The sequence below is a fragment of the Streptomyces sp. NPDC047130 genome (assembly GCF_040643475.1).
Taxonomy (GTDB): Bacteria; Actinomycetota; Actinomycetes; order Streptomycetales; family Streptomycetaceae; genus Streptomyces.
In genome coordinates, this window is record NZ_JBEYUK010000021.1 from 84,355 (window position 1) to 110,993 (window position 26,639).

Below are 26,639 nucleotides of genomic sequence, written 5' to 3' on the forward strand. Positions count from 1 at the left end.
ACAGGTGGCGGCACGATGGCCAGGACGACGGACGGAGAGGGCACGCCCGTTCCCCAGCGGCTGCTGGCCGCCGCCACCCGTCTCTTCGCGGAGCGCGGGTACGACCGCACCTCCGTGCAGGAGATCGTGGAGGCCGCGGGGGTCACCAAGGGCGCGCTGTACCACTACTTCGGCTCCAAGGAGGACCTCCTCCACGAGGTCTACGCCCGCGTGCTGCGGCTCCAGCAGGACCGGCTCGACCACTTCGCCCGGCTCGACGCGCCGGTGGACGAACGGCTGCGGGGCGCGGCCGCGGACGTGGTGGTCACCACCATCGAGAACCTCGACGACGCGTCGATCTTCTTCCAGTCGATCCACCACCTCAGCCCCGAGAAGAACAAGCAGGTGCGGGCCGAGCGGCGCCGCTACCACGAGCAGTTCAAGGGGCTCATCGAGGAGGGCCAGGAGTCGGGCGTCTTCTCGAGCGCCACGCCGGCCAGCCTGGTGGTCGACTACCACTTCGGGTCGATCCACCACCTGTCGACCTGGTACCGCCCCAACGGCCCGCTGAGCCCCCGCCAGGTCGCCGACCACCTGGCCGACCTGCTGCTGCGGGCCCTGCGGCCCTGACGGACACGCGACGGCGGGGGCGGGACGGGTCTGCCGGCCCGTCCCGCCCCCGCCGTCGTGCCGCTACAGGTACTTCTTCAGCTCGCGCCGCGCCAGCGACCGCTGGTGGACCTCGTCCGGGCCGTCGGCCAGCCGGAGCGTGCGCGCCCCGGCGTACAGCTCGGCCAGCGGGAAGTCCTGCGACACGCCGCCCGCGCCGTACAGCTGGATGGCCTGGTCGAGGATGCCGCACACCGTCCGCGGGGTGGCGATCTTGATCGCCTGGATCTCGGTGTGGGCGCCCTTGTTGCCCACCGTGTCCATCATCCAGGCCGTCTTCAGCACCAGCAGCCGCAACTGCTCCACCGCCACCCGGGCGTCGGCGATCCAGTTCTGCACCACGCCCTGCTGCGCCAGCGGCTTGCCGAAGGCGGTCCGCGACACCGCGCGGCGGCACATCAGCTCGATGGCCCGCTCGGCCATCCCGATCAGCCGCATGCAGTGGTGGATCCGCCCCGGACCCAGCCGCGCCTGGGCGATGGCGAAACCGCCGCCCTCCTCGCCGACCAGGTTCGACACCGGCACCCGGACGTCCTCGAAGACGACCTCGGCGTGGCCGCCGTGGTACTCGTCGCCGTAGCCGAACACCGTCATGGCCCGCTCGACCCGCAGCCCCGGGGTGTCCCGCGGGACCAGCACCATCGACTGCTGCCGCCGGATGTCGGACCCCTCGGGGTCCGTCTTGCCCATCACGATGAAGATCTGGCACGCCGGGTTCATCGCCCCGGAGATGTACCACTTGCGGCCGTTGATCACGTACTCGTCGCCCACCCGCTCGATCCGGGTGGTGATGTTGGTGGCGTCGGAGGAGGCCACCTCCGGCTCGGTCATCGCGAAGGCGGACCGGATCTCACCGGCCAGCAGCGGCTCCAGCCACTGCTTCTTCTGCTCCTCGGTGGCGAACTGGGTCAGCAGCTCCATGTTGCCGGTGTCGGGCGCGGCGCAGTTCAGCGCGTCCGGGGCGATCTGCGGGGAGCGGCCGGTGATCTCGGCCAGCGGCGCGTACTGGAGGTTGGTCAGACCGGCGCCGTACTCGGCGTCCGGCAGGAACACGTTCCACAGGCCGCGGCGCCGTGCCTCGGCCTGCAGGTCGTGGAGCACCGGCACGTGCTCCCACGGGTCGGCCAGCGCGGCGCGCTGCTCGCGGACCACCGGCTCCGCCGGGTACACGAACTCCTCCATGAACTCGAGGAGGTTGGCACGCAGTTCCTCGGTGCGCGCGTCGAACGCGAAATCCATGATCAGCCTTCCTGCAGAGTGGTGAGGCCGTGCTCGATGAAGACGGGAACCAGGTCGCCGATGCGGTCGAAACCCCCGCCGACGGTCTGGCCGAGCGTGTACCGGTAGTGGATGCCCTCGAGGATCACCGCGAGCTTGAACCAGGCGAAGGCGGTGTACCAGGAGACGCCCGAGACGTCACGGCCGGAGCGGGCGGCGTACCGCTCGATCAGCTCGGCCGGCGCGGGGTGGCCCGCGGCCTCGGCGGTGGTGGAGACGGGGGAGCCCGGCAGGCCGTGCGGGGTGCTGTACATGACCAGCAGCCCCAGGTCGGTGAGCGGGTCGCCGAGGGTGGACATCTCCCAGTCCAGGACGGCCTTGATCCGGTCGTCGTCGCCGATCAGCACGTTGTCCAGGCGGTAGTCGCCGTGCACGACCGTGGGCGCGGGGGAGTCGGGCAGCTCGCGGCCGAGGCCGGCGTGCAGCTCGTCGATGCCGGCGAGGTCGCGGCTGCGGGAGGCCGCCAGCTGCTTGGACCAGCGGCGCAGCTGACGTTCCAGGAAGCCCTCGGGGCGGCCGAAGTCGTCCAGCCCGATCGCTGCGGGCTCCAGCGAGTGCAGTTCGACCAGGGTGTCGACCAGCCCCAGCACCGCCTCACGGGTCCGCTCCTGGCCGAGCGGCGCGAGCTGCTCGGCGGTCCGGTAGGGCGTGCCGGCCACGAACTCCATCACGTAGAACGGCGCGCCCAGCACCTCCTCGTCCTCGCAGAGCAGCACCGGCGTGGGCACCGGCACCGGCGTCGGGTGCAGGGCGCTGATCACCCGGTGCTCGCGCCGCATGTCGTGCGCGGTGGCCAGCACGTGGCCCAGCGGCGGGCGGCGGACCACCCAGCGGCCGGTGCCGTCGGTGACGTGGTACGTGAGGTTGGACCGGCCGCCCTCGATCAGGCGCGCGGACAGCTCGCCCCGCAGCAGGCCGGGCCGCTCACGGTCCAGCAGTTCACGCAGCCGGTCCAGGTCGAGGCCTGGTGGGTGGTCGGGGCGGCTCATTGATCCAGCTCCTTCGGGTGACGACGAAGACACCAGATCATGATGCCGACCGGTCGGTATGCAGTCCAGAGCCAGAACCGAACGTGACGGGAACAACCTTGGCCCTCCGCGCAGCCCACGGCTAGGGCGCGAGCACGTCCAGCTCGCGGAGGGCGCCGACGGTGATCTCGCGGGTGAGCCGCTCCGCCTCCGCGGCGTCGCCCTCGCGGACCGCCTCCGCCACCTTCACGTGGAGGGTCACGGCGGCCGGGTCGGGGTCCTCGAACATCACCTCGTGGCGGGTCCGGCCGGCCAGGACCTCGGCCACCACGTCCCCGAGCCGGGCGAACATCTCGTTGCCCGAGGCGGACAGGATCACCCGGTGGAAGGCCACGTCGTGCACCAGGTACTCCTCCAGCCGGCGGCCGCGCGAGGTGGCCACCATGCCCAGCGCGCACCGGGTCAGCTCCGCGCACGCCTCCGGCGAGGCGTGGGTCGCGGCCAGCCCGGCCGCGACCGGCTCCACCGCCGACCGCAGCACCGTGAGGGAGCGGAGCTGGCGCGCGCGGCCGGCGCCGGCCAGCCGCCAGCGGATGACCTGCGGGTCGTAGACGTTCCACTCCTCGATCGGCAGCACCGTGACGCCGACCCGGCGGCGGGAGGCGACCAGCCGCATGGACTCCAGCACCCGCACCGCCTCGCGCATCACCGAGCGGGAGACACCGAAGCGCTGGGCGAGCTCGTCGGTGCGCAGCACGCTCCCGGGCGGGTATTCGCCGGCGGTGATGGCAGGCCCCAGACGGAGGAGGACCTGTGCGTGCAGCCCTCGGGCCTGGTCGGTCATGAGATCAGGGTATGGGATGCCACACATGTCAAAAGTCAGACTTTTTATGGTCCAGGGCTTGAATTTGTCACATCACTTGGGTTTCAGTGTCCCCCGACAACCAGAAGTCGACGAAGACTGCGAGAACGCCATGGCCCCCACACCCACCCAGTCCGCCCCACCGGTCGTGGTGGTCATGGGGGTCGCGGGGACCGGCAAGACCACGGTCGGCCGCCTCCTCGCCGAGCGTCTCGGGGTCCCCTACGCCGAGGGCGACGAGTTCCACCCGCCCGCCAACATCGCCAAGATGTCGGCCGGCACCCCCCTCGACGACGAGGACCGCGCCCCCTGGCTCGACCTGATCGGCGCCTGGGCCCACGAGCGCCGGTTGACCGGCGGCGTGGTCAGCTGCTCGGCGCTCAAGCGCGTCTACCGCGACCGCCTGCGGGCGGCCGCGCCCGGGCTGTTCTTCGTCCACCTCAGCGGCGAGCGTGACCTGATCGAGCGACGCATGACCGCCCGCAAGGGCCACTTCATGCCCCGCTCGCTGCTGGACTCGCAGTTCGCCGCCCTCGAGCCGCTCGCGGCGGACGAGACCGGTGTCGTCGTCGACCTCTCCGGGACCCCGGACGAGATCGCGGCGACGGCCGGGACCGCGCTGCGCGAACGCCTCTGACCCACCCCTGCCCCTGGATTTCCCCCACCTCCCCCCCGCCCCCACTCCGCACCCCCACCTCTCCCCCCAACCCCCACGCACCCCCGCAAGGAACCACCGTGACCAGACTCAGCGTCGAGACCCTGGCGGCGGACACCGTCGCGCCGATCACCTCGGCCGGCCACGCCCACCTGGGCCTCGCCGTGCTCGCGGGCATCGCCGTCATCGTCGTGCTCATCACCAAGTTCAAGCTGCACGCCTTCCTGGCGCTGACCGTCGGCTCGCTGGCCCTCGGCGTCTTCGCGGGCGCGCCGCTGGACAAGACCATCGCCAGCTTCACGACGGGTCTGGGCTCCACCGTCTCCGGCGTCGGCGTGCTGATCGCGCTGGGCGCCATCCTCGGCAAGCTGCTCGCGGACTCCGGCGGCGCCGACCGGATCGTCGACACCATCCTGGCCAGGGCCAAGGGCCGGGCCATGCCCTGGGCGATGGTGCTGATCGCCTCGGTGATCGGTCTGCCGCTGTTCTTCGAGGTCGGCGTGGTGCTGCTGATCCCGGTGGTGCTGATGGTCGCCCGCCGCGGCAACTACTCGCTGATGCGGATCGGCATCCCCGCCCTCGCCGGTCTCTCCGTGATGCACGGTCTGATCCCGCCGCACCCCGGTCCGCTGGCCGCCATCGACGCCGTCGACGCCGACCTCGGCCTCACCCTGGCCCTCGGCCTCGTCGTCGCCATCCCCACGGTGATCGTCGCCGGCCCGCTCTTCGCCCGCTACGCCGCCCGCTGGGTGGACGTTCCCGCCCCCGAGCGGATGATCCCCGCCGTGGACGAGGACCAGGACCCGGCGAAGCGCCCGGGCTTCGTCCCGACCCTGGCCACCATGCTGCTGCCGGTCGTGCTGATGCTCGCCAAGGCGCTGGTCGACATCGTGATCGACGACCCGGAGAACTCCGTCCAGCGGGTCTTCGACGTCGTCGGCTCGCCGATGATCGCCCTCCTGGCCGCCGTGATCGTCGGCCTCTTCACGCTGGGCCGCGCGGCCGGGTTCACCAAGGAGCGCCTGTCCGCCACGGTGGAGAAGTCCCTCGCCCCGATCGCCGGCATCCTGCTGATCGTCGGCGCCGGCGGCGGCTTCAAGCAGACGCTGATCGACTCCGGCGTCGGGCAGATGATCCTGGACATCTCCGAGAACTGGTCGATCCCGGCGCTGCTGCTGGCCTGGCTCATCGCCGTGGTGATCCGTCTGGCCACCGGCTCGGCGACGGTCGCCACCATCTCCGCGGCCGGCCTGGTCGCCCCGCTGGCGGCCGGCATGTCCCCGGCGGAGACGGCGCTGCTGGTGCTGGCGATCGGCGCGGGCTCGGTCTTCTTCAGCCACGTCAACGACGCCGGGTTCTGGCTGGTCAAGGAGTACTTCGGCCTCTCCGTCGGCCAGACGATCAAGACCTGGTCGGTGATGGAGACGGTGATCTCCGTGGTCGGCGGCGCCACCGTCCTGCTGCTCTCGTTGTTCGTGTAGCGAGCGACGTTCCCGCGGCGACGTCCCTGCGACGTGCCCGCAGCGACGCAGCGCCGCAGTAACGCGGCGCCGCGGCGCTCCTCCTGGCCGCCCGCGGCCCCGGGTGATCGACCTCCCGGGGCCGCGGGCTTCCGCGTGCCCGGCCGCGCTGCGGTTGGATGGGCGCATGACTGCATCCGAGTCCTCGCACGCGGCGCGCTCCGCGGAGGAGATCCTGGACATCGTCGACGAGCACGACCGCGTCGTCGGGCAGCTCCCGCGCGGGGAGGTCTACGGGCAGGGGCTGCGGCACCGGTGCGTCTTCGTGGAGGCGCGGGACGCCTCCGGCCGGGTCTTCGTCCACCGCAGGACCGCGACCAAGCTGGTCTTCCCCTCCCTGTACGACACCTTCGTCGGCGGCGTGGTCGGCGCGGGGGAGTCCTACGACGCGGCGGCCCTCCGCGAGGCGGAGGAGGAGCTGGGAGTGGCCGGGCTGCCGCGTCCCGAGTTCCTCTTCAAGTTCCTCTACGACGACGGCGCGGGCCGCAGCTGGTGGTCGGCCGTCTACCAGGTGCGGTGCGAGTCGCCGGTGCGGCCCCAGCCGGAGGAGGTCGCCTGGCACGGGTTCCTCACGGACGAGGAGATCGAGGCCCGCCTGGACAGCTGGGAGTGGGTGCCCGACGGTCTGGCCGCCCTGCACCGCCTGAGGGAGCTGCGCCGCCGCGCCTGAGCGGTGGGCGGTCGGCGGCGCGGTCGCACGGACGCGGCCGGGTGGCCGCGGAGGCGCTCAGTCCTGGACGTCGCCGTCGACGTACAGCCACGCCCCCGAGCCGGGCTCGCGCTCGAAGCGGCTGTGCTCCGTCAGGGCGCCGCCCCGGTAGGAGGCGCGGAAGGTCACCGTGCCGGTGGTGTGGAAGGCCGAGCCGCCCTCCGCGGTCAGCACCTCCAGCCCGGTCCAGCGGGTCCGGGGGTCCAGGTCGAGCTCCGCGGGGCGGGTCCGCGGATGCCAGGTCCGCAGCAGGTACGCGGCGTCCAGCCGCACGAAGGCGCTGTACCGGGAGCGCATCAGCTGCTCCGCCGTGGCGGCCCGGGAGGAACCCGAGTGGAACCGCCCGCAGCAGGCGTCGTACGGCTGGGGCAGCCCGCAGGGGCAGGAACGCGCGGTGACCATGCGGCCATTGTGCCCCGCCGCCGGGCGACCGCCGTCGCCCGCCCCGTCACCGTTCCGGCCCCGCCCCCTCGTCCCCTCCTCCGCCCCGGCCCCGCCCCGTCCCTCGTCCCGACCCCGCCCCGGCCGTCGTCAGGCGAACTCGGGCGCGGGCGCCGCCGGGCCGCCCAGGGCGTCGCGCATCTCCGGGGCAGGCATCCGCAGACTGACCATGCGCCGCCAGCCCCCGGCCCGCTCGACCGCGTACATCGCCCGGATCCCGGCGGTCAGCGCCGCCGACCGGGCGCGGGACCAGCCGAGGATCCGGCCCATGCGCGCCATCACCGCCACGCTCACGTCCCGGTGGACGGCGATCTCGGCGAGGGCGCACTCGCGCAGCGTCCGCCGGATCAGCGGCCCGTACCCGGCCGCCGCCAGCCGCAGCAGTTCCTCGTGGCAGTAGGCCAGGTGGTTGTCCTCGTCCGCCGAGATCATCCGCACCGCCCGCCCGATGTCCGGGTGGTCCCCGAAGTACAGGCGGAGCATCCGCATCTGCTCCGAGGCCCGCTGCTCGGTGACCCGGCTGTGGGCGAGGTACGTCACGATGTCCCGCACCGTCAGCCGCTCCTCGCGGCGCAGCCTGTCGTGCGGGAGGCCGATGCCGTTGCGCTCCAGGAGCATCGTGTAGTCGACCTCCGGCGGGACCTCCACCGGCTCCAGGCCGCGCTTGCGCATCAGGGCGCCGAAGATCCGCCCGTGCTTGTCCTCGTCCGCGCCGTGCCGGGCGATCCGCGGCGCCATGGCCCGCTCCTCGTCCGGCACCAGCGCCGCGATCCTGGCGTTCTCCCAGCCGCCCTGCGCCTCGCCGCCCGCGGCGACGGAGCAGAACAGCCGGAACGCCTCGTCGTTGTCGAAGATCTCCTGGAACAGACTGCTGGCCGTCAGCATCGGGCACCACCCCTTCGGGGACACGGACGCGGCCCCCCGGAGACCGAGTCAACGGCCGCACGCAGGGCCCCGCAACAGCTCCGCCCGGCCGCTGGGCCGATCGACGGACGACCGGACCGGTCCGGCGCCGCACGTAACCCGCGGCCGGCGGGCGCGTTGTTCCCCATGACGGCCGTGGCGGGGAGGACCCCCGAGCCCCCACCACGGCCGCAGAGCTTCCGGTGGGCCCGCCCCGCGGTGCGTCCGCGCGCCGCACGTCGGCCTCCGCGGCCGGGCCTCCGGGCGGGTGCGGGGCGGTGCCGGCCGCCCCGCGCTCCCGGTCAGGCCAGGTCGGCGCGCTCCAGCGCCTCCATGCCGGCCCGCAGCGCGGTGATCCGCTCCTCCAGGGTGAACCCGGCCGGGGCCAGCGTCAGCGTGGTGACACCCGCCGCCGCGTAGGCCTGCATCCGGTCCGCGATCCGGTCCACCGAACCCAGCAGCGTCGTGCTGTCGATCAGGTCCTGCGGAACCGCCGCGGCGGCCCCGTCCTTGTCCCCGGCCAGGTACTTGTCCTGGATCTCGGCGGCGGCCTGCTCGTAGCCCATGCGCTGGGCCAGCTGGTTGTAGAAGTTCTGCTTCCGGCTGCCCATGCCGCCCACGTACAGCGCCGTGTAGGGGCGGAAGGCGTCGGCCAGCGTGGAGACGTCCTTGTCCTCGCCGACGGCCAGCGGCACGGTCGGGACGATGTCGAAGCCGTCGAGCGTCCTGCCCGCCTTCTCGCGGCCGGCGCGGATGTGCCGGACCGCCGTCTCCTCGAGGTGTTCGGCCGAGGGGAAGATCAGCAGGGCGCCGTCGGCGATCTCGCCGGTCTGCTCCAGGTTCTTCGGGCCGATCGCCGCGATGTAGACCGGGATGTGCTCACGCTCCGGGTGCACGGTCAGCTTGAGCGGCTTGCCCGGGCCGCCCGGCAGCGGCAGCGTCCAGTGCTGGCCCTCGTACGACAGCCGCTCGCGGGTCATCGCCTTGCGGACGATCTCCACGTACTCCCGGGTGCGGGCGAGCGGCTTGTCGAACTTGACGCCGTACCAGCCCTCGGAGACCTGCGGGCCGGAGACGCCCAGACCCAGCCGGAACCGGCCGCCGGAGAGCGAGTCCAGGGTCGCGGCGGTCATCGCCGTCATCGCCGGCTGACGCGCCGGGATCTGGAAGATCGCCGAACCCACGTCGATCCGCTCGGTCTGGGCCGCCACCCAGCTGAGCACCGTCGCGGCGTCGGAGCCGTAGGCCTCCGCGGCCCAGCAGACGGAGTAACCCAGGCGGTCGGCCTCCTTGGCCACCTCCAGGTTGTCCGAGTCCATTCCGGCGCCCCAGTAGCCGAGGTTGATCCCGAGCCGCATGCCGCTCCCCTTACTGATCAGTAACGTCGCTGTCCAGTGGGACCCTAGCGCGCGGAACGCCCGGTGAGGAGCGGGGGAGGGAGCGACACGGGTCACGTCCACGGGTGACCGGCGCGGCTGCCCGTGGATCAGTTGTCCACAGGGTTCCCCGGCACACGAATCCGGCCAGTAATGTGCGCGTTCATGAAGCAGAGGCATCTCGGCCGCACCGGCCTGCGCGTGTCCCGCATCGGACTCGGCACCCTCACCTGGGGCCGGGGCACCGACGAGCACGACGCGGCCGAGCTGTTGAAGACGTTCTGGGAGGCCGGCGGCACCCTCGTCGACACCGCCGACATATACGGCGGCGGGGAGGCCGAATACCTGCTGGGCCGGCTGATGGCCGACCTGGTGCCGCGGGAGGACCTGGTCGTCTCCACCAAGGCGGGCAGCGTGCCCGACCCGGACCGCCGCGTCGACGGCTCCCGCGGTCACCTGCTCGCCGCCCTGGACGCCTCCCTGGCCCGCCTCGGCACCGACCACGTCGACCTCTGGCAGGTCCACGCGTACGACGACTGCACGCCGCTCGAGGAGACCCTCCAGGCCCTGGACATCGCGGTCACCAGCGGGCGGGCCCGCTACGTCGGCGTGTCCAACTTCTGCGGCTGGCAGCTCGCCCGGGCCGCCACCTGGCAGCTCGCCGCGCCCGGCGCGCGGACGGCACTGGCCGGCACCCAGATGGAGTACTCGCTGCTCCAGCGCGGCATCGAGCGCGAGGTGCTGCCCGCCGCCCGGGAGCTGGGCATCGGCCTGCTGCCCTCCTCGCCGCTGGGCCGCGGCGTGCTCACCGGCAAGTACCGCACCGGCACCCCCGCCGACTCGCGCGGCGCCTCGGAACACCTCGCGCCCTTCGTCGCGCCCTACCTGGACGACGACGCCGCGCGCATCGTGGACGCGGTGGCCACCGCCGCCGACGGGCTCGCCGTCACGCCGCTCCAGGTCTCCCTGGCCTGGATCCGGGACCGGCCCGGAGTGACCGCGCCGATCGTCGGGGCGCGCACGTCGCAGCAGCTGGAGGCGGCTCTGTCGGTGGAGACGCTTACGCTACCGGACGAGATCTGCCGGGCCCTCGACGACGTGTCGGCGCCCGTGCACCGCTATCCCGATCACGACTGGAGCACGCTGTGACGACGGACCCCGAGACCACGGAGCAACCCGAGCCGGGGCCGCGGGAGGAGACCACCGCCGGTGCGGAGGACCCGGGCGGGGACGCCGCGGGCACCGACGCCGCGGGCCTCGACGGCGCGGGCGCGGAGGCCGGCTCGGACGGGGGCGGAGCCGACGGCGCCGGCGACCAAAGCGACGGCGAGAGCTCGGACGGTCCCGACGGCGACGGTCCCGATGGCGACGGCGACGGCGACGGTCCCGATGGCGACCGGGACGGTGCCGAGGGCGAGGGCGAGGGCGAGGCCACCGGGACCGCGGAGACGCGGGAGCTGTCCGAGGCGGAGGCCGAACTGCTCGCCCAGAAGCTGGAGCGGGAGCGGATCGAGCGCCGCAAGGCGGCCAAGCAGGGGCCCGTGGAGGCCGGCGCCAAGCTGTCCGGCACCGCCGCCGACCTGCTCGCCGCCGTGCGCGCCGTGGAGAAGGGCGAGAAGCCCGTCTCCGGCGTCTTCAGCGAACCGCCGGCCCCGCGCCGCGCCGCCGTGCCGGAGCCCGCGCGGCGTCCGGTGGCGACCCCGCCGCCCGCCGCCGCGGTCCCCGCGGCCCCGGACCCGGCGTCCGTCGAGGCCGTCCGCGCGGTGCTGGCGGCCGGCGGCGCCCCGGAGGCCCTCGCCCCCGCCGCCGCGACCGTCCTCGGCGAGGGCGCCGACGCGCTGCTGCGCGAGGACCCCTGGCAGCTGCTGCGCGTGGAGGGCGTCCGGCCGGAGCACGCCGACGCCTTCGCCCGCGCCCTGCTGGGCCCCGAGGTGCGCCCCGACGACGAACGACGCGGCCGTGCGCTGACGGTCCGCGTACTGGAGCGCGCCGCCCTCTCCGGCCACACCGCGCTCGAGGCGCCGGCCCTCGCCGCCGCCCTCGCCGCCCAGGGCGTGCCCGACCCCGACGCCGCCCTGCAGAGCGCCGTCGCCGAGGGCGACGTCCTGGTCTTCCAGGACGCCCTGGACGACGCCCCCGCGCCCGCCCACGCCAAGGACGCCGAGGACCCCGAGGGCGGCGAGGCCGAGCGCCCGGTGCGGGTGCTGGTCGGGCTGGAGCGCCTGGCGCTGGCCGAGGAGAGCCTGGCCGACGGCCTGGCCCGCCTGGCCAACACCACGCCCGGCGGCACCACCCCCGGCGGCACCGAGGCCGACTGGGAGGCAGCGGCCGCCCGGCTCGGCGGCTCCGCCGCGGAGCTGGTCCGCGCCGTCGCGGGCCACGCCCTGGTGCTGCACACCGGCGGTGAGGCCGCCCGCGCCGAACCCGCGGCCCTGCTCGCCGCGGCGGCCTCGCTGGGGCTGCGGGTCTGCGCCGTCACCCACACCGCGGACGGACGGCGGCGCCTGCGGGCCGCGCTCGCAGGAGGCCCGGTCGACGACCGCGCCGTGGTCACCGCGGCCGGCCTGCTGTCCGGCGCGCAGGGCCCCGGCCGGGACGCCGACGGGGCGCTCGCCGTCGACCTGCTGGTGGTGCTGGACGCGCCCCAGCTGGGCGTCGAGCAGGCCGCGATGGTCGTCGAGTCGCTGCCCGACGGGGCGCGGCTCGTCCTCGCGGGCGACCCCTCCCTGCTGTGGTCCGCCAGTCCGGGGCGGGTCTTCGCCGACGTGCTCGCCGCCGAGGTCTGCCCGCGGGTCGTCTCCCGGACGCCCGACCCCGGACCGGTCGGGGAACTGGTCTCCGGCGTCGGCGTCGGGGAACTGATCGCCGTCGACGCCCCCGGCCACGAGGTCGCGATCGTCCCCGTCGGGGACCCGCGGGAGGCGGTGCACCGCACGGTGCAGCTGGTCGCGGACTCGGTGCCGCGGGCCTTCGGCGTGCCGCCGGAGCAGACCCAGGTGGTCACGCCGGGGCACGGCGGGGCGGTCGGCACCCGCGTGCTGAACGCGGCGCTCAAGGAGCGGTTCAACCCCGGGCCGGGACGGTTCGCCGGCTTCGACCCCGGGGACCGGGTGGCCTACTCGCCGGAGCCCGGCCGCACGGTGCTGGGGCGCGTCCTCCAGGGGGACGCGGAGGGCCTCCACCTCGACCTCGGCGGCGCGAGGGTGGTCGTCCCGCCGGAGGGCGTCGAGCGGACGCTGCGGCACGGCTGGGCGGTGACGGCCCACCAGGCGGTGGGGCAGCGGTGGCCGGCGGTCGTGGTGGTGCTCCCCGGGGACGCCGGGGCGGCGCTCGACCGGGCGTGGGTCTACACGGCGTTCAGCCGGGCGGACCGCCACCTCTCCGTGGTCCAGGGCGTCGGCCCCGCCCTCACCCAGGCCGTCGCCTCCACCCACCGGCCCACCCGCACCACCCGCCTCCCCGCCCTCCTCAGGGCCCCCCAGGCGTGACGAGGCCGCCCCACGCGCCCCACGCGCCGCACCGCTCCCGCCCGGCCGCCCGCAGGGCGGCGGGAGGGCGACGAGGCCCGCGTGGGGAAGGGCTGTGCCCTCGCGGCCCGCGGCCCCCGTGGAAGGACGGGGGCCGCGGGGGGTAGGGGTGGGTCAGGCGTGCGGTGGGGGTCAGGTGAGGTCGTCGTCGGGGTCGTCGAACACCGCGGAGACGTCGAAGCGGCAGACGACCCGCCCGGGGTCCGCCCCCTCGAAGGGGGACGCGAGCCACTCACCCGGCTCCGCCGCCTCCTCCACCGCCGTCACCCACACCGTGGAGTCCCCCTCCTCCAGCCCGAACTCCCGGTGCCGCGAGGCGATCTCGTCCGGCTCGTACTCGCCGAACAGCAGCCCCAGCGCCCCGTGCGCCGTACGGGAGAACGCGTCGTCGCCGAGGTCGTCCGCCTCGTCCTCGTCGGCCTCCTCGATCCGCCGCGCCACGGCCAGCAGCCGCTGCGGCTCCGTCACCGTGTAGTCCCGCCGGATCAGCACGCTCACCGCGTGCGGATCGGCCGGCCCCTCGTACGGCGGGAGCGACTCCTCGATCCCGGGGATCTCGAAGGGCGTGACCTCGTCGTGGACCGTGTACAGCAGCTCGTCGTACACCTCGGCCGCCGCGGCCAACTGGTTGAACGCCTCGTGGACGGCGGGGTCGTCCTCCCCCGACCGCCGTTCGACCGCCGCAAGGTGACGGTCGAGCGCGACCTTGACCGCCTCGACGGCGGTGCGGACCTCGGCAGCGGTGGGCTGCGCAGCATCAGACATGGTGCAGACGCTATCCGTACCGGGCCGGTGCCCGCACAATGGATGCGATGGCCGAATACGAATTTGTCGACGTGTACGTACCCCGCGGGGTGTCCCGCAAGGACGCGACACGCCTGCTGACGGACCACGCCGAGTACGGACACTGGGAGTTGTGCCGCCTCACGCTCATGCGCGACGGCAGCCGCAGAGTGCGGTTGCGCAGACGGATCATCCGCCAGGTACGCGCCACATGGTGAACGACGACTGCGGGCTCCGCCGAGGCGGGGCCCGCAGTCGTCGTTCGTCGCGAGGCGTCGTGAGGCGTCGTGAGGCGTCGCGAGGCGTCGCGAGGAGATCTATCTCACGCCGCCGCCCGCGCGCGGCGGTAGAGCAGCGCGCCCGCCAGCAGGGCGCCCGCGCCGATCGGCAGGGCGGCTCCCACGGGGACGCCCGCGCCGGTCTCGGCGAGCTGCGGCGGGGTCCCGCCGTGCGGAGCCGGGCCCTCGGGCGTGCTCGGGGTCCCGGGCGTGCCGGGGGTGTCCGGGGTGTCGGGGACGTCCGGCCGCTCCGGCTTGCCGGGCTTCCCCGGCTGCTCGGGCCGCTCCGGCTGGGCCGGGGGCTTGCGGTGGCGTCCGGTGCCCTCGTTGACGCAGTCGTTGCCCACGGCGGCGTTGCCGAGGCCGACCACGTTCACGCTGTTGCCGCACAGGTTGACCGGGACGTCCACCGGCACCTGGACGGTGTTGCCGGAGATGACGCCGGGCGATCCGGAGGTCCGGCCGTCGGCCTGCGCTCCGCCGCCGTCACCGGCGCGGTGCTTTCCCCCGCCCTGTTTCCCGGACGTCTGCTTGCCGGAGCCGTGTCCGCCCCGGCCGCGGTCGTCCTTGCCGCCGTCGATCACGCAGCGGTTGCCGGCCGCCGGGTTGAGCAGCCCGATCACGTCCACGGTGTTGCCGCAGACGTTGACGGCGATGTTGACCGGGACCTGGACGGTGTTCCCGGACAGCACGCCGGGGGAGTTGGCCGCGGAGCCGCCCGCGTTCGCGTCGGCGTGTGCCTGACCGCCGGCCGCGGCGATGACACCGGTCGCCGCCGCCACGGTCATCAGGCCCTTGCGGGTGACGTGTCGCATTCTGGAATTCCTGCCTTCGACCTTGTCTGTGGAACCTGAGGGACGGCGGACCGGCCGGTCCCGGGCGGTTCCCGGGACCGGCCGTCTCAGCGCCGCGTGGAACGGGGCGCGTGTCAGCCGTTGACGCAGACGTTGCCGAAGGCCGGGTTCAGCAGACCGATGACGTTGATGCTGTTGCCGCAGACGTTCACCGGCACGTGCACGGGCACCTGGATGACGTTGCCGGAAACGACGCCGGGGGAGCCCACCGCGGCACCCGTGGCCTCCGAGTCGGCCGCGGCCATGCCCGCACCGGCCAGCAGCAGACCACCGGTGGCGGCGGTGGCGGCGACGATCTTCTTGATCATGATTCCTCCCTGGAATGGCAATGCGACCCATGTGCGGTCGCATCACCTGTAACGAGGAAGGGCTAATAGGGCTACGAGCCTATGAGCGCATTCACCCGTCCTGGGAGGGCGCTGGACGCCTGAGCGAATATCCGGCTCAGCAGGCGTCGAGGAAGCGGTCCAGCACCCGCACCCCGAACTTGAGTCCGTCCACCGGCACCCGCTCGTCCACGCCGTGGAACATGCCGGCGAAGTCCAGCTCCGGCGGCAGCTTCAGCGGGGCGAAGCCGAAGCAGCGGATCCCGAGGTCGTCGAAGGACTTGGCGTCGGTGCCGCCGGAGAGCATGTACGGCACGGCCCGCGCGATCGGGTCCTCGGCCACCAGCGAGCTCTGCATGGCGTCGACCAGCCGGCCGTCGAAGTCCGTCTCCAGCGCCTTGTCCGCGTGCACGTCCTCACGGCGCACCCGCGGGCCCAGGATCCGGTCCAGGTCGGCGAGGAACTCCTCCTCGTACCCGGGCAGGAAGCGGCCGTCGACGTGCGCGGTGGCCTGGCCGGGGATGACGTTCACCTTGTAGCCGGCGCCGAGCATGGTGGGCGCGGCCGAGTTGCGCAGGGTGGCGCCGACCATCTTGGCGATGCCGCCCAGCTTGGCCAGCGTCTCCTCCATGTTCTCCGGGTCCAGTTCGGTGCCGAGGGCGTCGGAGAGCTCGTCCAGGAAGGAGCGGACCGTCTTGGTCACCCGCACCGGCCAGGTGTGCCGGCCCAGGCGTCCGACCGCCTCGCAGAGCTCGGTGACCGCGTTGTCGTGGTTGGTCATCGAGCCGTGGCCGGCCGTGCCCTCCACGGTGAGCCGCATCCAGTGCATGCCCTTCTGGGCCGTCTCGACCAGGTAGAGCCGGAGCTTCTCGTTGACCGTGAAGGAGAAGCCGCCGACCTCGCCGATCGCCTCGGTGACGCCCTCGAAGAGGTCCCGGTGGTGGTCGACCAGGTGCCGCGCGCCGTAGGTCCCGCCGGCCTCCTCGTCGGCCAGGAACGCCAGCACGACGTCCCGCGGGGGCTTGCGGCCGCTGCGCAGGCGGTCGCGGACCACGGCCAGCGTCATCGCGTTCATGTCCTGCATGTCGACCGCGCCACGGCCCCAGACGCAGCCGTCGGCGATCTCGCCCGCGAAGGGGTGGTGGGTCCAGTCGTCCGCGTCGGCCGGGACGACGTCGGTGTGGCCGTGGATGAGCAGCGCGGGCCGGGACGGATCCTCGCCCTCGATGCGCGCCACGGTGGAGGCGCGGCCCGGGTGCGACTCGATGATCTTCGGCTCGAGCCCCACCTCGGCGAGCTTCTCCGCCACGTACTCGGCGGCCTTCCGCTCCCCGGGGCCGGAGTGGTCGCCGTAGTTGCTGGTGTCGAAACGGATCAGCTCCCGGCAGAGGTCGACGACCTCGTCCTCCCCGGTGACCTTCTCGCTCACGCGCTTCCTCCCGCTGTCGTCCGGTTGGCGTCGTACTCTCGGCCCCCATCCTCCCCCTCCCGGAGCAGCCGGACGAGAGGGGGCGTGATCGGGCACCCCGGAAAGCCTGGTAATGTTTCTCCTGTCGCCGCGAGGGGAACAGAGAAACCCCTCAGCAGTGACAGACACCTTGTCCGGGTGGCGGAATGGCAGACGCGCTAGCTTGAGGTGCTAGTGCCCTTTATCGGGCGTGGGGGTTCAAGTCCCCCCTCGGACACCACACGAAGGGCCGCGGTCGATGACCGCGGCCCTTCGGCGTTGCCGCACACCGGCCGAGCATCGGCCGCGCACAGGCCGAGCACCGGGCCGCGTACAGCCCGACCACCGGCCGCGCACAGCACGCGGCCCGGCCCCCGGCCCCCGGCCTCACAACCAGTCGCGCCGCTTGAACATCCGGTACAGCAGGACCTCCAGCACCGCCATCACCGCGATCACCGCCGGGTACGACCAGGTCCAGGTCAGCTCCGGCATGTGCGCGAAGTTCATGCCGTAGACGCCCGCGATCATGGTCGGCACGGCCGCCATCGCGGCCCACGCCGAGATCTTCCGCATGTCGTCGTTCTGCCGCACGCTCATCTGGGCGAGGTGCGCCGAGAGGATGTCCGACACCAGCCGGTCCAGGGCCTCCACGGACTCGTTGACCCGGGCCAGGTGGTCGCCGACGTCGCGGAAGAAGGGGCGCGCCTCGTCGTCGACGAACGGCACCCGGGTGAGACCGGAGCCGGTCTCCGCCAGCCGGGTCACGGGGCCGACCAGCGGGCCCGTGGCCCGCCGGAACTCCAGGATCTGCCGCTTGAAGTTGTAGATGCGGGAGGCGGTGTTCTGGGAGCCCTCGGAGGTGGGGGAGAAGACCTCCGCCTCCAGCTCCTCCAGGTCCGTCTGCAGTTCGCCGGCCACGTCCAGGTAGTGGTCGACCGTCGCGTCCGCCACCGCGTAGAGGACGGCGGTCGGGCCGGTGGCCAGGGTCTCCGGCGTGCTCTCCAGCCTGTCCCGCACGGAGGCCAGCGGCGAGGCGGTGCCGTGCCGCACGGTCACGATGAAGGAGTCGCCCAGGAAGACCATGATCTCGCCGGTGGACACGGTGTCGCTGTGCGGCTCGTAGTGGACGGGCTTGAGGACCATGAACAGCGAGTCGTCGTACACCTCCAGCTTCGGCCGCTGGTGGGCCTTGAGCGCGTCCTCCACCGCCAGCGGATGGAGCCCGAACTCCTCCGTGACCAGCTCGAACTCCTCCTCGGTCGGGCGGTGCAGCCCTATCCAGACGAACGCCCGGTCCCCGGCGGCGCGTGCCTCCGCCAGGGCGTCGGAGTAGTCGTCCGGACCCGCGGTCCTGTGGCCGTCCCGGTACACGGCGCAGTCGACGATCACGGTGGTGCGCACTCTCCTCACGGTCGGTCGTCCCCACCGCCTGGGCGGCGGCCGGTCGAGCGGGCCCGGTGCCGGGTCCCGCCACCCCTCATACCCCTACCCTGGGCGGCATGCCCACGCTCATCCTGGTCCGGCACGGACGCTCCACCGCCAACACCGCGGGACTGCTCGCCGGACGCATGCCCGGCGTCACGCTCGACGAACGCGGCGCCGCGCAGGCCGCCGCCCTCCCGGCCCGGCTGGAGGGGGTGCCGCTGGCCGCGGTCGTCACCAGCCCGCTCCAGCGGTGCCGGGAGACCGTCCAGCCGCTCCTCGCGGCCCGGCCCGGGCTGCGCGCCCACACGGAGGACGGCATCAACGAGTGCGACTACGGCGACTGGACCGGCCGCAAGCTGGACGAGCTGGCCGGCGAGCCGCTGATGGACATCGTGCAGGCCCACCCCACCGCCGCGGCCTTCCCCGGCGGCGAGTCGATGCGGACCATGCAGCACCGCGCGGCCGAGGCGGTCCGCGCGTGGAACGCGCGGATCGAGCGGGAGCACGGGGCCGACGCGGTCTACCTGATGTGCTCGCACGGCGACATCATCAAGTCGCTGGCGGCCGACGCCCTGGGGCTGCACCTCGACCAGTTCCAGCGGATCTCCGTGGAGCCCTGCTCGGTCACGGTGGTCCGCTACACGCGGACCCGGCCCTTCCTCGTGCGCCTCGGCGACACCGGCGACTTCGCGTCGCTGATCCCCCGCCCTGACCGGGAACCCGAGGGGTCCGGGGGCGATGCCACGGTCGGGGGCGGCGCCGGGGCACCGTGATCGTCGCCGCAGTAGGGTGAACCGCGTCAGCCCGTACCCGAAGTCGACACCCAGGAGACAGGACGTGTCACGTCAGGTGTTCCTCTACGACCCGCCGGACCGCTTCGTGGCCGGCACGGTCGGACTGCCCGGGCGACGGACGTTCTACCTCCAGGCCAGCGCCGGAACCCGGGTGACCAGCGTCGCGCTGGAGAAGACCCAGGTCGCCGCCCTCGCCGAGCGGATGGACGAACTGCTGGACGAGGTGGTGCGCCGCAGCGGCGGCAGCGCCTCCGTCCCCGCGGTCGCCCCCGCCGACGTCGTGGACACGGCGCCGCTGCAGACGCCGGTCGAGGAGGAGTTCCGGGTCGGCACCATGGCCCTGGCCTGGGACGGCTCCGACCAGCGGATGATCGTCGAGGCGCAGGCCCTGGTCGAGCTGGAGGCGGAGACCGAGGAGGACCTGGCCGCGGCGGAGGAAGAACTGCTCCAGGACGAGGAGAACGGCCCGCCCGTACTGCGGGTCCGGCTCTCCGGCGCGCAGGCGAGATCCTTCGCCAAGCGCGCCATGGAGGTCGTCGACGCCGGGCGCCCGCCGTGCCCGCTGTGCAGCCTGCCGCTCGACCCGGAGGGACACGTATGTCCGCGCCAGAACGGATACCGGCGCTGAGCCTGCCCGCCGACGGGCCCGACGAGGCACTCCTCGCCCGCGGCGGGCTCACCGTGCGCGGGAGGATCCCGCAGGCGTCCAACGCCGTGCTGTACTGCACGGTCGAGCTGGACGGGCGGGAGGCGGCGTGCGTCTACAAGCCGGTGGCGGGGGAGCGCCCGCTGTGGGACTTCCCGGACGGCAACCTGGCGCGGCGCGAGGTCGCCGCCTACGAGGTGTCCCGGGCCACCGGGTGGGGGCTGGTGCCGCCCACCGTGCTGCGGGACGGGCCCCACGGCGAGGGCATGTGCCAGCTGTGGATCGAGCCGGTCACCGGTGAGGACGCGGAGGGCGGCGAACTGCTCGCCCTGGTCGACCCGGAGGACCCCGGCCCGGGATGGAAGGAGATCGGGCTCGCCGAGGTGGGGGAGGGCCGGACGGCCCTGCTGGTCCACGCCGACGACCCGCGGCTGCGGAGGCTCGCCGTGCTGGACGCGGTGATCAACAACGCCGACCGCAAGGGCGGCCACCTGCTGCCCGGGGCCGAGGGGCGGCTGTACGCCATCGACCACGGGGTCACCTTCCACACCGAGGACAAGCTGCGGACCCTGCTGTGGGGCTGGGCGGGCGAACCGCTCCCCGAGGAGGCGGTCGAGGTGCTCGGCCGCCTCGCCGGGGCCCTGGCCGAGGACGGCCCCCTGGCCGCCCGTCTCCGCCCCCTGATCACCGCCGCCGAACTGGACGCCACCCGCGCCCGGGTCGCCGCCCTCCTCGCCACCGGCACCCACCCCCGTCCGGGCGACACCTGGCCCGCCCTGCCCTGGCCACCTGTCTGACCGCCCCCGCCCCCCGCCGCCGCCCCCGCGCCCGCCCCGGCCGGAGCGCCGGACGGGGCCCCGGGCGGTCGGCGGCGGCAGGGCACAGGACCGCAGGTCGGCGCAAGGGCGCGTGTTCGGCCAGTGTGGGGCCGGTGGCGCGGACCGGTTCGTGGCCGGAACACCTGTCCGGTTACGCTCATGACATGCATGCCTGGCCCGCTTCCGACGTTCCCGCCCTGCCCGGTCAGGGCCGCGACCTGAGGATCCACGACACCGCCACCGACGGCCTCGTCACCCTCACTCCCGGCCCCGTCGCCCGCATCTACGTCTGCGGCATCACGCCGTACGACGCCACCCATATGGGTCATGCGGCGACCTACAACGCGTTCGACCTCGTCCAGCGCGTCTGGCTGGACACCAAGCGCCAGGTCCACTACGTCCAGAACGTCACCGACGTCGACGACCCGCTGCTCGAGCGCGCGCAGCGCGACGACGTCGACTGGGTGGCCCTCGCCGAGCGCGAGACCGCCCTCTTCCGCGAGGACATGACCGCCCTGCGGATGCTGCCCCCGAAGCACTACGTCGGCGCCGTGGAGGCCATCCCCGGCATCGTCCCGCTGGTGGAGCGCCTGCTCGCGGTCGGCGCGGCCTACGAGCTCGAGGGCGACATCTACTTCTCCGTCGAGGCCGACCCGAACTTCGGCAAGGTCTCCCGTCTCGACGCCACCGCGATGCGCGTCCTGTCCGCCGAGCGCGGCGGCGACCCGGACCGTCCGGGCAAGAAGAACCCGCTCGACCCGATGCTGTGGATGGCCGCCCGCGAGGGCGAGCCGAGCTGGGACGGCGGCAGCCTCGGCCGCGGCCGTCCGGGCTGGCACATCGAGTGCGTGGCCATCGCCCTGGACCACCTGGGCATGGGCTTCGACGTCCAGGGCGGCGGCTCGGACCTCGCCTTCCCGCACCACGAGATGGGCGCCTCGCACGCCCAGGTGCTGACCGGCGAGTTCCCGATGGCCCAGGCCTACGTGCACGCCGGCATGGTCGGCCTGGACGGCGAGAAGATGTCGAAGTCCAAGGGCAACCTGGTCTTCGTCTCGAAGCTGCGCCAGGACGGCGTCGACCCGGCCGCCATCCGGCTGGCGCTCCACTCCCACCACTACCGCAGCGACTGGGAGTGGACCGACCAGGTCCTCCAGGACGCCGTCGACCGCCTCGGACGCTGGCGCGCCGCCGTCTCCCGCCCCGACGGCCCGCCCGCCGAGGCGCTGGTCGAGGAGATCCGCGACGCCCTCGCCGACGACCTCGACGCCCCCGCCGCGCTGGCCGCGGTGGACCGCTGGGCCGCCGTCCAGGAGAGCACCGGCGGCCAGGACATCGGCGCTCCCGGCGTGGTCACCCGCGCCGTCGACGCCCTGCTCGGCGTCGCGCTCTAGCGCCCTCCCGCCCGGCCCGCCGGTGCCCCCAGGGGGCTGCGCGGGACGGGCGGCATGTGGTGGGGTGGGCGCGTTGCCCCGAGACGGGGCCGGTCCCGGCCGGTCCCCCGAGCGGAAGGACGACCACCCCGTGACTCCCACGCACGGCTCTCCCGCCCCCGCCGTCGGCCGCCGCGCCCTCCTCGCCGGAGGGGCCGCGGCCGCGGGCGCCGCCCTCCTCGGCGCCGGCGGCCCGGCCCACGCCGCGTCCGGCGCCCCCTGGCCCACCGTGATCCGGCTGCCCGACGGCTTCCGGCCGGAGGGCATCACCGTCGGCGGCGGCCCCTACGCCTACCTGGGCTCCCTCGGAGACGGCTCCGTCTACCGCGTCGACCTCCGCACGGGCCGGGGGCGCATCGTGTCCGAGGGCCCCGGCACGCCGTCGGTCGGCCTGAAGCTGGACGGCCGCGGGCGGCTGTTCGTCGCCGGACGCGGTGAGGGCATCCGCGTGGTGGACGCGGGGAGCGGACGCGTCCTCGCCGCGTACCGCCCGGCCACCGCCACCCCCACCTTCGTCAACGACGTGCACCTGACGCCGAGGGCCGCCTGGTTCACCGACTCCTACCAGCCGGTCCTGTACGCCCTCCCGCTCGGGCGCGGCGGCGCGCTGCCCGCCGCCGACGAGATGGTGCGGCTCCCGCTCGGCGGCGACTGGAACCAGGCGCCCGGCGAGGTGGTCAACGCCAACGGCATCACCCGCACACCGGACGGCAAGGCCCTGCTGGTGGTCCAGTCGGGGGCCGGCGTCCTGCACCGGGTGGACCCGCGGACCGGTGTCACCCGGCGGGTCGACCTCGGCGACGCGCCGCTGCTCACCAACGGCGACGGCCTGCTCCTCAGGGGCCGCACGCTGTACGTGGTGCAGAACCGGCAGAACGCGGTGGACGTGCTCGAACTGTCGGCCGACGGCTCCTCGGGCGTCCGGCGCCGGCGGATCACCGACCCGGCGTTCGACGTGCCGACCACGGTGGCGGCGTACCGGGGCCGGCTCTACCTGCCCAACGCGCGCTTCACCACGACGCCGACGCCCACCACGCCCTACACGCTGGTGGCCGTGCCGGCCTGACGCCCGCGGTCCGCCCGTGACCCCTCAGTCGTCGGAAGGGGGTTCGTCCTCCCGCGGCGGCCTAGGGGGCCGGGTGCGCCCGCCGCCCGGGTTGTCACGGCGGCGCAGGTACCGCTCGAACTCGCGGGCGATCGCCTCGCCGGAGGCCTCGGGCAGGTCCGCGGTGTCCCGGGCCTCCTCCAGGGTCTGCACGTACTCGGCGACCTCGCTGTCCTCGGCGGCCAGCTGGTCGACCCCCACCTGCCAGGCCCGCGCGTCCTCCGGGAGCTCGCCCAGCGGGACGCGGATGTCGATCAGGTCCTCCAGCCGGTTCAGCAGCGCCAGTGTGGCCTTCGGGTTCGGCGGCTGCGACACGTAGTGCGGCACCGCGGCCCACAGGCTCACCGCCGGCACCCCGGCGTGCGTGCACGCCTCCTGGAGGACGCCCACGATGCCGGTGGGACCCTCGTACTTGGTCTCCTCGAGGTCCATCCGCCGCGCCAGGTCGGCGTCGGAGGTGGTCCCGCTGATGGGCACCGGCCGGGTGTGCGGGGTGTCGCCGAGCAGCGCGCCCAGGATCACCACCAGCTCCACGCCCAGCTCGTGCGCGAAGCCGAGCAGTTCGTTGCAGAAGGTGCGCCAGCGCATGGACGGCTCGATGCCCCGGACCAGCACCAGGTCGCGCGGCTTGTCGCCGCCGACCCGCACCACGGAGAGCCGCGTCGTCGGCCAGGTGATCTTCCGCACCCCGTTGTCCAGCCACACGGTGGGCCGGTTGACCTGGAAGTCGTAGTAGTCCTCGGCGTCCAGCGCCGCGAACACCTCGCCCTTCCACTCCTTCTCGAGATGCGCGACCGCGGCGGAGGCGGCGTCGCCGGCATCGTTCCAGCCCTCGAACGCGGCCACCATGACCGGGTCGATCAGCTCGGGAACCCCCTCGAGCTCGATCACCCAGCGCCTCCTTCCGACGAGCACTCACGTACGCCCCAACCTTACGGCGTGCGAGGGGGCCGACCGCAGCCCCCTCGCACGGCCGGTGAGCGATCACTGCCCCGCGTGCGGCGGGCGCACACCCGCCGCACACACCCGCCGGGGCGGGGGATTCGTCAGTCCTCGACCCAGTCCATGGTCCGCTGCACCGCCTTGAGCCAGTTCCGGTACTCGCGGTCGCGCTCCTCCGCGTCCATCCGCGGCGTCCACTCGGCGTCCTGCCGCCAGTTGGCGCGCAGTTCGTCGACGCTCTTCCAGAAGCCGACCGCCAGACCGGCCGCGTAGGCCGCGCCGAGGCAGGTCGTCTCGGACACCTCCGGGCGCACCACCGGCACGTCCAGGCAGTCGGAGAGGATGCGCATCAGCAGGTCGTTGCCGGTCATGCCGCCGTCCACCCGCAGGGTGGCGAGCTGGACGCCGGAGTCCTTGGCCATGGCGTCGGTGATCTCCCGGGTCTGCCAGGCGGTCGCCTCCAGCACCGCCCGCGCCAGGTGCCCCTTGGTGACGTAGCGGGTCAGCCCGGCGATCACCCCGCGGGCGTCGGAACGCCAGTACGGCGCGAACAGCCCGGAGAACGCGGGCACGAAGTACGCGCCGCCGTTGTCCTCCACCGAGGCCGCCAGCGGCTCGATCTCGGCGGCGCTGGAGATCAGCCCCATCTGGTCGCGCATCCACTGCACCAGCGAACCGGTGACCGCGATGGACCCCTCCAGCGCGTAGACCGGCTTCTGCTCGCCGATCCGGTAGCCCACCGTGGTGATCAGGCCGCTGTAGGAGTTGATGATCTTCTCACCGGTGTTCATGAGCAGGAACGTTCCGGTGCCGTAGGTCGACTTGCCCTCGCCCTCGGCGAAGCAGGTCTGCCCGAACAGCGCCGCCTGCTGGTCGCCGAGCGCCGACGCCACCGGGATGCCGCCCAGCAGGTCGTCGAGGTCCCCGCCCCTGATCTCCCCGTAGACCTCGGCGGAGGAGCGGATCTCCGGGAGCATCGCCGTCGGCACGCCGATCGACTCGCAGATCCGCTCGTCCCAGTCCAGCGTGCGCAGGTTCATCAGCAGGGTCCGGGAGGCGTTGGTGACGTCGGTGACGTGCCGGCCGCCGTCCACCCCGCCGGTGAGGTTCCAGATCACCCAGCTGTCCATCGTGCCGAAGAGGACGTCCCCGGCCTCGGCCCGCTCCCGCAGGCCGTCCACCCGGTCCAGCAGCCAGCGCGTCTTGGGGCCGGCGAAGTAGGAGGCCAGCGGCAGCCCGGTCTCCCGGCGGAACCGGTCCTGGCCGACGTTGCGCCCCAGCTCGCGGCAGAGCGCGTCGGTGCGGGTGTCCTGCCAGACGATCGCGTTGTGCACCGGCTGCCCGGTGTGCCGGTCCCACAGCACGGTGGTCTCGCGCTGGTTGGTGATGCCGATGGCCACGATGTCGTCCCGGGTGACGCCGGCGGCGCGGATCGCCCCGGCGACCACCTCCTGGACGTTCGCCCAGATCTCCAGGGCGTCGTGCTCGACCCAGCCCGGTTTCGGGAGGATCTGTTCGTGTTCCTTCTGGTCGACCGCGACGATCCGGCCGTCGCGATCGAAGACGATGCAGCGGCTGGACGTGGTGCCCTGGTCGATGGCGGCGATGTACGGGCCGGAGCCCTGCCGGCCGGTCGTCGGCTGCTGGTCGGTCACTGGTCACTCCCCGAGGTTCTGCGGACGGTACGTGCGGGTGGCGGAGCGCATGGCGCCGGGCGCATGGTCCCTCAGGCGAAGAGCGCCCGGTAGAGACCCGCCGCGATCACGGCCCCGATCAGCGGACCGGCCACCGGCACCCAGGCGTACCCCCAGTCGGAGCCGCCCTTGTTGGGCAGCGGCAGCAGGGCGTGCACCACGCGCGGGCCCAGGTCGCGGGCCGGGTTGATGGCGTAGCCGGTGGGACCGCCCAGCGACAGGCCGATCGAGACCACCAGCAGGCCGGTGATCAGGCCGCCGAGCGGGCCGAGGCCGTCGCCGTCGGCGTTGAGGCCCTGGGTGAGCACACCCAGCAGCAGGACCACGGTGCCGATGATCTCCGTGAGCAGGTTCAGCAGCGGTCTGCGGATCTCGGGGCCCGTGGAGAAGACGCCCAGCACCGGCCCCGCGGCCGGTTCCCGGGCCTCCACCGCCTTGCCCTCCGCGGTCGGCGTCTTCTGCGCGCCGGGGCCGCCGACGATCTCGTGGTCGGTCAGGTGGGCGTGGAACTGGCCGTGGTAGGCGACCCAGACCAGGGCCGCGCCGATCATCGCGCCGACCATCTGCCCGGCCCAGTACAGGGGCAGGTCCGCCCAGGACGTCCCGCCGTCCAGGGCGAGGGCCAGGGTGACCGCCGGGTTGAGGTGGGCCCCGGACACGGGGCCGGTGGCGTAGACCGCGACCATCACGGCCAGGCCCCAGCCGAAGGCGATGGAGAGCCATCCGGCGTTGCGGGCCTTGGACGCCTTGAGCGTGACGGCGGCGCACACGCCGCCGCCGAGGAGGATGAGAAGAGCCGTCCCTACTGTCTCGCCGATGAGGATCTGGGAGCTCGTCATCCTCCGGATGGTAACGAGCGGATCTTCGAGGCGATACCGGAGCGTGATGGCGTGATTACGCCAAGATCGCGCCGTCCTGTGCGCCGTTCGGCGTCCGCACAGTGGACCTGGCCGCCACGGTATGGACAGCCCGGTTAGGCTGATCCGGTGCGCACCCCGCGGAAACGGTCCGCGATCCGCGCAAAGCCGACAGCCGTCGCATCCCAGGGAGTCTCTCCATGGCCTCGTCGCCGTCCCCGTCCGCAGCCGACGCCCGCGCCCGCGTGTCCGCCCTCCGGGAGGCTCTGGCTTCCCGTGTGGTGGTCGCCGATGGGGCGATGGGCACGATGCTCCAGGCCCAGGACCCTTCGTTGGAGGATTTCCAGGAC

At 73.7% G+C, this 26,639-nt stretch carries 26 protein-coding genes and 1 tRNA gene; 13 read left to right on the forward strand and 14 right to left on the reverse strand.

The annotated features are described in order from the left end of the window. The first annotated feature begins 15 nt into the window (after positions 1–15). Positions 16–609 (forward strand): TetR/AcrR family transcriptional regulator, encoded by a 594-nt coding sequence (locus tag ABZ836_RS23095; protein WP_356138696.1) that lies wholly within the window; start codon positions 16–18, stop codon positions 607–609. 63 nt (positions 610–672) lie between these two features. Here ABZ836_RS23095 and ABZ836_RS23100 read toward each other — a convergent pair whose 3' ends face one another. The 3 genes from ABZ836_RS23100 to ABZ836_RS23110 form a co-directional block, all read right to left on the reverse strand. Further along, a complete protein-coding gene (locus tag ABZ836_RS23100; protein WP_356138694.1) occupies positions 673–1,887 on the reverse strand; it encodes an acyl-CoA dehydrogenase family protein in 1,215 nt (404 codons plus the stop codon). 2 nt (positions 1,888–1,889) lie between these two features. Continuing rightward, positions 1,890–2,915 (reverse strand): phosphotransferase family protein, encoded by a 1,026-nt coding sequence (locus ABZ836_RS23105; protein WP_356138692.1) that lies wholly within the window; start codon positions 2,913–2,915, stop codon positions 1,890–1,892. A 121-nt stretch (positions 2,916–3,036) separates the two neighbouring features. Continuing rightward, positions 3,037–3,738 (reverse strand): FCD domain-containing protein, encoded by a 702-nt coding sequence (locus ABZ836_RS23110; protein ID WP_356138691.1) that lies wholly within the window; start codon positions 3,736–3,738, stop codon positions 3,037–3,039. Positions 3,739–3,868: 130 nt separating this feature from the next. On the opposite strand from ABZ836_RS23110, the gene ABZ836_RS23115 reads away from it, so the two are divergent. From ABZ836_RS23115 to ABZ836_RS23125, 3 genes are all read left to right on the forward strand, one after another. Next, entirely contained in the window at positions 3,869–4,393 is a 525-nt protein-coding gene (locus tag ABZ836_RS23115) for a gluconokinase (RefSeq protein ID WP_361144957.1), read from the forward strand. Positions 4,394–4,491: 98 nt separating this feature from the next. Then, entirely contained in the window at positions 4,492–5,892 is a 1,401-nt protein-coding gene (locus tag ABZ836_RS23120; RefSeq protein ID WP_361144960.1) for a gluconate:H+ symporter, read from the forward strand. A 166-nt stretch (positions 5,893–6,058) separates the two neighbouring features. Continuing rightward, positions 6,059–6,601, forward strand: a complete 543-nt coding sequence (locus ABZ836_RS23125) for an NUDIX domain-containing protein (protein ID WP_356138687.1) — start codon at positions 6,059–6,061, stop codon at positions 6,599–6,601. A 57-nt stretch (positions 6,602–6,658) separates the two neighbouring features. Here the strand turns inward: ABZ836_RS23125 and ABZ836_RS23130 are convergent, their stop codons facing one another. From ABZ836_RS23130 to ABZ836_RS23140, 3 genes are all read right to left on the reverse strand, one after another. Then, positions 6,659–7,042: a YchJ family metal-binding protein gene (locus ABZ836_RS23130; protein ID WP_361144963.1), complete on the reverse strand. Its 384-nt coding sequence runs from the start codon at positions 7,040–7,042 to the stop codon at positions 6,659–6,661. A 129-nt stretch (positions 7,043–7,171) separates the two neighbouring features. Then, positions 7,172–7,966, reverse strand: a complete 795-nt coding sequence (locus tag ABZ836_RS23135) for a ferritin-like domain-containing protein (RefSeq protein WP_356138684.1) — start codon at positions 7,964–7,966, stop codon at positions 7,172–7,174. Positions 7,967–8,286: 320 nt separating this feature from the next. Continuing rightward, positions 8,287–9,342, reverse strand: coding sequence for an LLM class F420-dependent oxidoreductase (locus ABZ836_RS23140; protein WP_361144967.1), 1,056 nt, complete (start codon positions 9,340–9,342; stop codon positions 8,287–8,289). Positions 9,343–9,525: 183 nt separating this feature from the next. On the opposite strand from ABZ836_RS23140, the gene ABZ836_RS23145 reads away from it, so the two are divergent. Next, positions 9,526–10,509, forward strand: coding sequence for an aldo/keto reductase (locus ABZ836_RS23145; protein WP_356138680.1), 984 nt, complete (start codon positions 9,526–9,528; stop codon positions 10,507–10,509). Continuing rightward, positions 10,506–12,848 carry an ATP-dependent RecD-like DNA helicase gene (locus tag ABZ836_RS23150; protein WP_361144970.1) on the forward strand — a complete coding sequence of 781 codons (2,343 nt, stop codon included), beginning with the start codon at positions 10,506–10,508 and terminating at the stop codon, positions 12,846–12,848. The genes ABZ836_RS23145 and ABZ836_RS23150 overlap by 4 nt, the downstream gene beginning before the upstream one ends. Positions 12,849–13,019: 171 nt before the next feature. Here the strand turns inward: ABZ836_RS23150 and ABZ836_RS23155 are convergent, their stop codons facing one another. After that, positions 13,020–13,652 carry a hypothetical protein gene (locus tag ABZ836_RS23155; RefSeq protein WP_356138676.1) on the reverse strand — a complete coding sequence of 211 codons (633 nt, stop codon included), beginning with the start codon at positions 13,650–13,652 and terminating at the stop codon, positions 13,020–13,022. Between the two features lie 47 nt (positions 13,653–13,699). On the opposite strand from ABZ836_RS23155, the gene ABZ836_RS23160 reads away from it, so the two are divergent. Next, positions 13,700–13,888 carry a DUF5703 family protein gene (locus ABZ836_RS23160; protein ID WP_356138675.1) on the forward strand — a complete coding sequence of 63 codons (189 nt, stop codon included), beginning with the start codon at positions 13,700–13,702 and terminating at the stop codon, positions 13,886–13,888. A gap of 104 nt (positions 13,889–13,992) precedes the next feature. Here ABZ836_RS23160 and ABZ836_RS23165 read toward each other — a convergent pair whose 3' ends face one another. The 3 genes from ABZ836_RS23165 to ABZ836_RS23175 form a co-directional block, all read right to left on the reverse strand. After that, positions 13,993–14,763: a chaplin family protein gene (locus ABZ836_RS23165; protein ID WP_356138673.1), complete on the reverse strand. Its 771-nt coding sequence runs from the start codon at positions 14,761–14,763 to the stop codon at positions 13,993–13,995. A gap of 113 nt (positions 14,764–14,876) precedes the next feature. Continuing rightward, on the reverse strand, positions 14,877–15,110 hold the full coding sequence (locus tag ABZ836_RS23170; protein ID WP_356138671.1) for a chaplin: 234 nt from the start codon (positions 15,108–15,110) through the stop codon (positions 14,877–14,879). Between the two features lie 136 nt (positions 15,111–15,246). Beyond that, positions 15,247–16,557: a M20/M25/M40 family metallo-hydrolase gene (locus tag ABZ836_RS23175; protein ID WP_356138669.1), complete on the reverse strand. Its 1,311-nt coding sequence runs from the start codon at positions 16,555–16,557 to the stop codon at positions 15,247–15,249. A 171-nt stretch (positions 16,558–16,728) separates the two neighbouring features. Between ABZ836_RS23175 and ABZ836_RS23180 the strand changes: the two genes are divergently transcribed. Beyond that, positions 16,729–16,816: transfer RNA gene (locus tag ABZ836_RS23180), tRNA-Leu, on the forward strand. A gap of 146 nt (positions 16,817–16,962) precedes the next feature. Here the strand turns inward: ABZ836_RS23180 and corA are convergent. After that, positions 16,963–17,964 (reverse strand): magnesium/cobalt transporter CorA, encoded by a 1,002-nt coding sequence (gene corA, locus ABZ836_RS23185; protein ID WP_356138725.1) that lies wholly within the window; start codon positions 17,962–17,964, stop codon positions 16,963–16,965. A 110-nt stretch (positions 17,965–18,074) separates the two neighbouring features. On the opposite strand from corA, the gene ABZ836_RS23190 reads away from it, so the two are divergent. From ABZ836_RS23190 to ABZ836_RS23210, 5 genes are all read left to right on the forward strand, one after another. Next, on the forward strand, positions 18,075–18,773 hold the full coding sequence (locus ABZ836_RS23190) for a histidine phosphatase family protein (protein ID WP_356138667.1): 699 nt from the start codon (positions 18,075–18,077) through the stop codon (positions 18,771–18,773). Positions 18,774–18,837: 64 nt separating this feature from the next. After that, positions 18,838–19,422 carry a DUF3090 domain-containing protein gene (locus ABZ836_RS23195; protein WP_356138666.1) on the forward strand — a complete coding sequence of 195 codons (585 nt, stop codon included), beginning with the start codon at positions 18,838–18,840 and terminating at the stop codon, positions 19,420–19,422. Further along, a complete protein-coding gene (locus ABZ836_RS23200; RefSeq protein WP_361144977.1) occupies positions 19,392–20,237 on the forward strand; it encodes an SCO1664 family protein in 846 nt (281 codons plus the stop codon). Before ABZ836_RS23195 ends, ABZ836_RS23200 begins: the two co-directional genes overlap by 31 nt. Positions 20,238–20,422: 185 nt before the next feature. Then, positions 20,423–21,652, forward strand: a complete 1,230-nt coding sequence (mshC, locus tag ABZ836_RS23205) for a cysteine--1-D-myo-inosityl 2-amino-2-deoxy-alpha-D-glucopyranoside ligase (RefSeq protein ID WP_361144980.1) — start codon at positions 20,423–20,425, stop codon at positions 21,650–21,652. A 130-nt stretch (positions 21,653–21,782) separates the two neighbouring features. Further along, a complete protein-coding gene (locus tag ABZ836_RS23210) occupies positions 21,783–22,757 on the forward strand; it encodes a superoxide dismutase (RefSeq protein ID WP_361144983.1) in 975 nt (324 codons plus the stop codon). Positions 22,758–22,781: 24 nt separating this feature from the next. Here the strand turns inward: ABZ836_RS23210 and ABZ836_RS23215 are convergent, their stop codons facing one another. The 3 genes from ABZ836_RS23215 to ABZ836_RS23225 form a co-directional block, all read right to left on the reverse strand. After that, positions 22,782–23,687 (reverse strand): PAC2 family protein, encoded by a 906-nt coding sequence (locus ABZ836_RS23215; protein ID WP_356138658.1) that lies wholly within the window; start codon positions 23,685–23,687, stop codon positions 22,782–22,784. A gap of 155 nt (positions 23,688–23,842) precedes the next feature. Then, positions 23,843–25,393, reverse strand: coding sequence for a glycerol kinase GlpK (glpK, locus tag ABZ836_RS23220; protein WP_361144988.1), 1,551 nt, complete (start codon positions 25,391–25,393; stop codon positions 23,843–23,845). Between the two features lie 71 nt (positions 25,394–25,464). Next, positions 25,465–26,271, reverse strand: coding sequence for an MIP/aquaporin family protein (locus ABZ836_RS23225; RefSeq protein ID WP_356138654.1), 807 nt, complete (start codon positions 26,269–26,271; stop codon positions 25,465–25,467). Positions 26,272–26,639: the final 368 nt, after the last annotated feature.

Excerpts from the sequence above, each read along its gene's own strand:
- ABZ836_RS23095 (WP_356138696.1), top strand. The coding sequence starts at position 16 with ATGGCCAGGACGACGGACGGAGAGGGCACGCCCGTTCCCCAGCGGCTG.
- ABZ836_RS23100 (WP_356138694.1), bottom strand. The coding sequence starts at position 1,887 with ATGGATTTCGCGTTCGACGCGCGCACCGAGGAACTGCGTGCCAACCTC.
- ABZ836_RS23105 (WP_356138692.1), bottom strand. The coding sequence starts at position 2,915 with ATGAGCCGCCCCGACCACCCACCAGGCCTCGACCTGGACCGGCTGCGT.
- ABZ836_RS23110 (WP_356138691.1), bottom strand. The coding sequence starts at position 3,738 with ATGACCGACCAGGCCCGAGGGCTGCACGCACAGGTCCTCCTCCGTCTG.
- ABZ836_RS23115 (WP_361144957.1), top strand. The coding sequence starts at position 3,869 with ATGGCCCCCACACCCACCCAGTCCGCCCCACCGGTCGTGGTGGTCATG.
- ABZ836_RS23125 (WP_356138687.1), top strand. The coding sequence starts at position 6,059 with ATGACTGCATCCGAGTCCTCGCACGCGGCGCGCTCCGCGGAGGAGATC.
- ABZ836_RS23130 (WP_361144963.1), bottom strand. The coding sequence starts at position 7,042 with ATGGTCACCGCGCGTTCCTGCCCCTGCGGGCTGCCCCAGCCGTACGAC.
- ABZ836_RS23135 (WP_356138684.1), bottom strand. The coding sequence starts at position 7,966 with ATGCTGACGGCCAGCAGTCTGTTCCAGGAGATCTTCGACAACGACGAG.
- ABZ836_RS23140 (WP_361144967.1), bottom strand. The coding sequence starts at position 9,342 with ATGCGGCTCGGGATCAACCTCGGCTACTGGGGCGCCGGAATGGACTCG.
- ABZ836_RS23145 (WP_356138680.1), top strand. The coding sequence starts at position 9,526 with ATGAAGCAGAGGCATCTCGGCCGCACCGGCCTGCGCGTGTCCCGCATC.
- ABZ836_RS23155 (WP_356138676.1), bottom strand. The coding sequence starts at position 13,652 with ATGTCTGATGCTGCGCAGCCCACCGCTGCCGAGGTCCGCACCGCCGTC.
- ABZ836_RS23160 (WP_356138675.1), top strand. The coding sequence starts at position 13,700 with ATGGCCGAATACGAATTTGTCGACGTGTACGTACCCCGCGGGGTGTCC.
- ABZ836_RS23165 (WP_356138673.1), bottom strand. The coding sequence starts at position 14,763 with ATGCGACACGTCACCCGCAAGGGCCTGATGACCGTGGCGGCGGCGACC.
- ABZ836_RS23170 (WP_356138671.1), bottom strand. The coding sequence starts at position 15,110 with ATGATCAAGAAGATCGTCGCCGCCACCGCCGCCACCGGTGGTCTGCTG.
- ABZ836_RS23190 (WP_356138667.1), top strand. The coding sequence starts at position 18,075 with ATGCCCACGCTCATCCTGGTCCGGCACGGACGCTCCACCGCCAACACC.
- ABZ836_RS23200 (WP_361144977.1), top strand. The coding sequence starts at position 19,392 with ATGTCCGCGCCAGAACGGATACCGGCGCTGAGCCTGCCCGCCGACGGG.
- mshC (WP_361144980.1), top strand. The coding sequence starts at position 20,423 with ATGCATGCCTGGCCCGCTTCCGACGTTCCCGCCCTGCCCGGTCAGGGC.
- ABZ836_RS23225 (WP_356138654.1), bottom strand. The coding sequence starts at position 26,271 with ATGACGAGCTCCCAGATCCTCATCGGCGAGACAGTAGGGACGGCTCTT.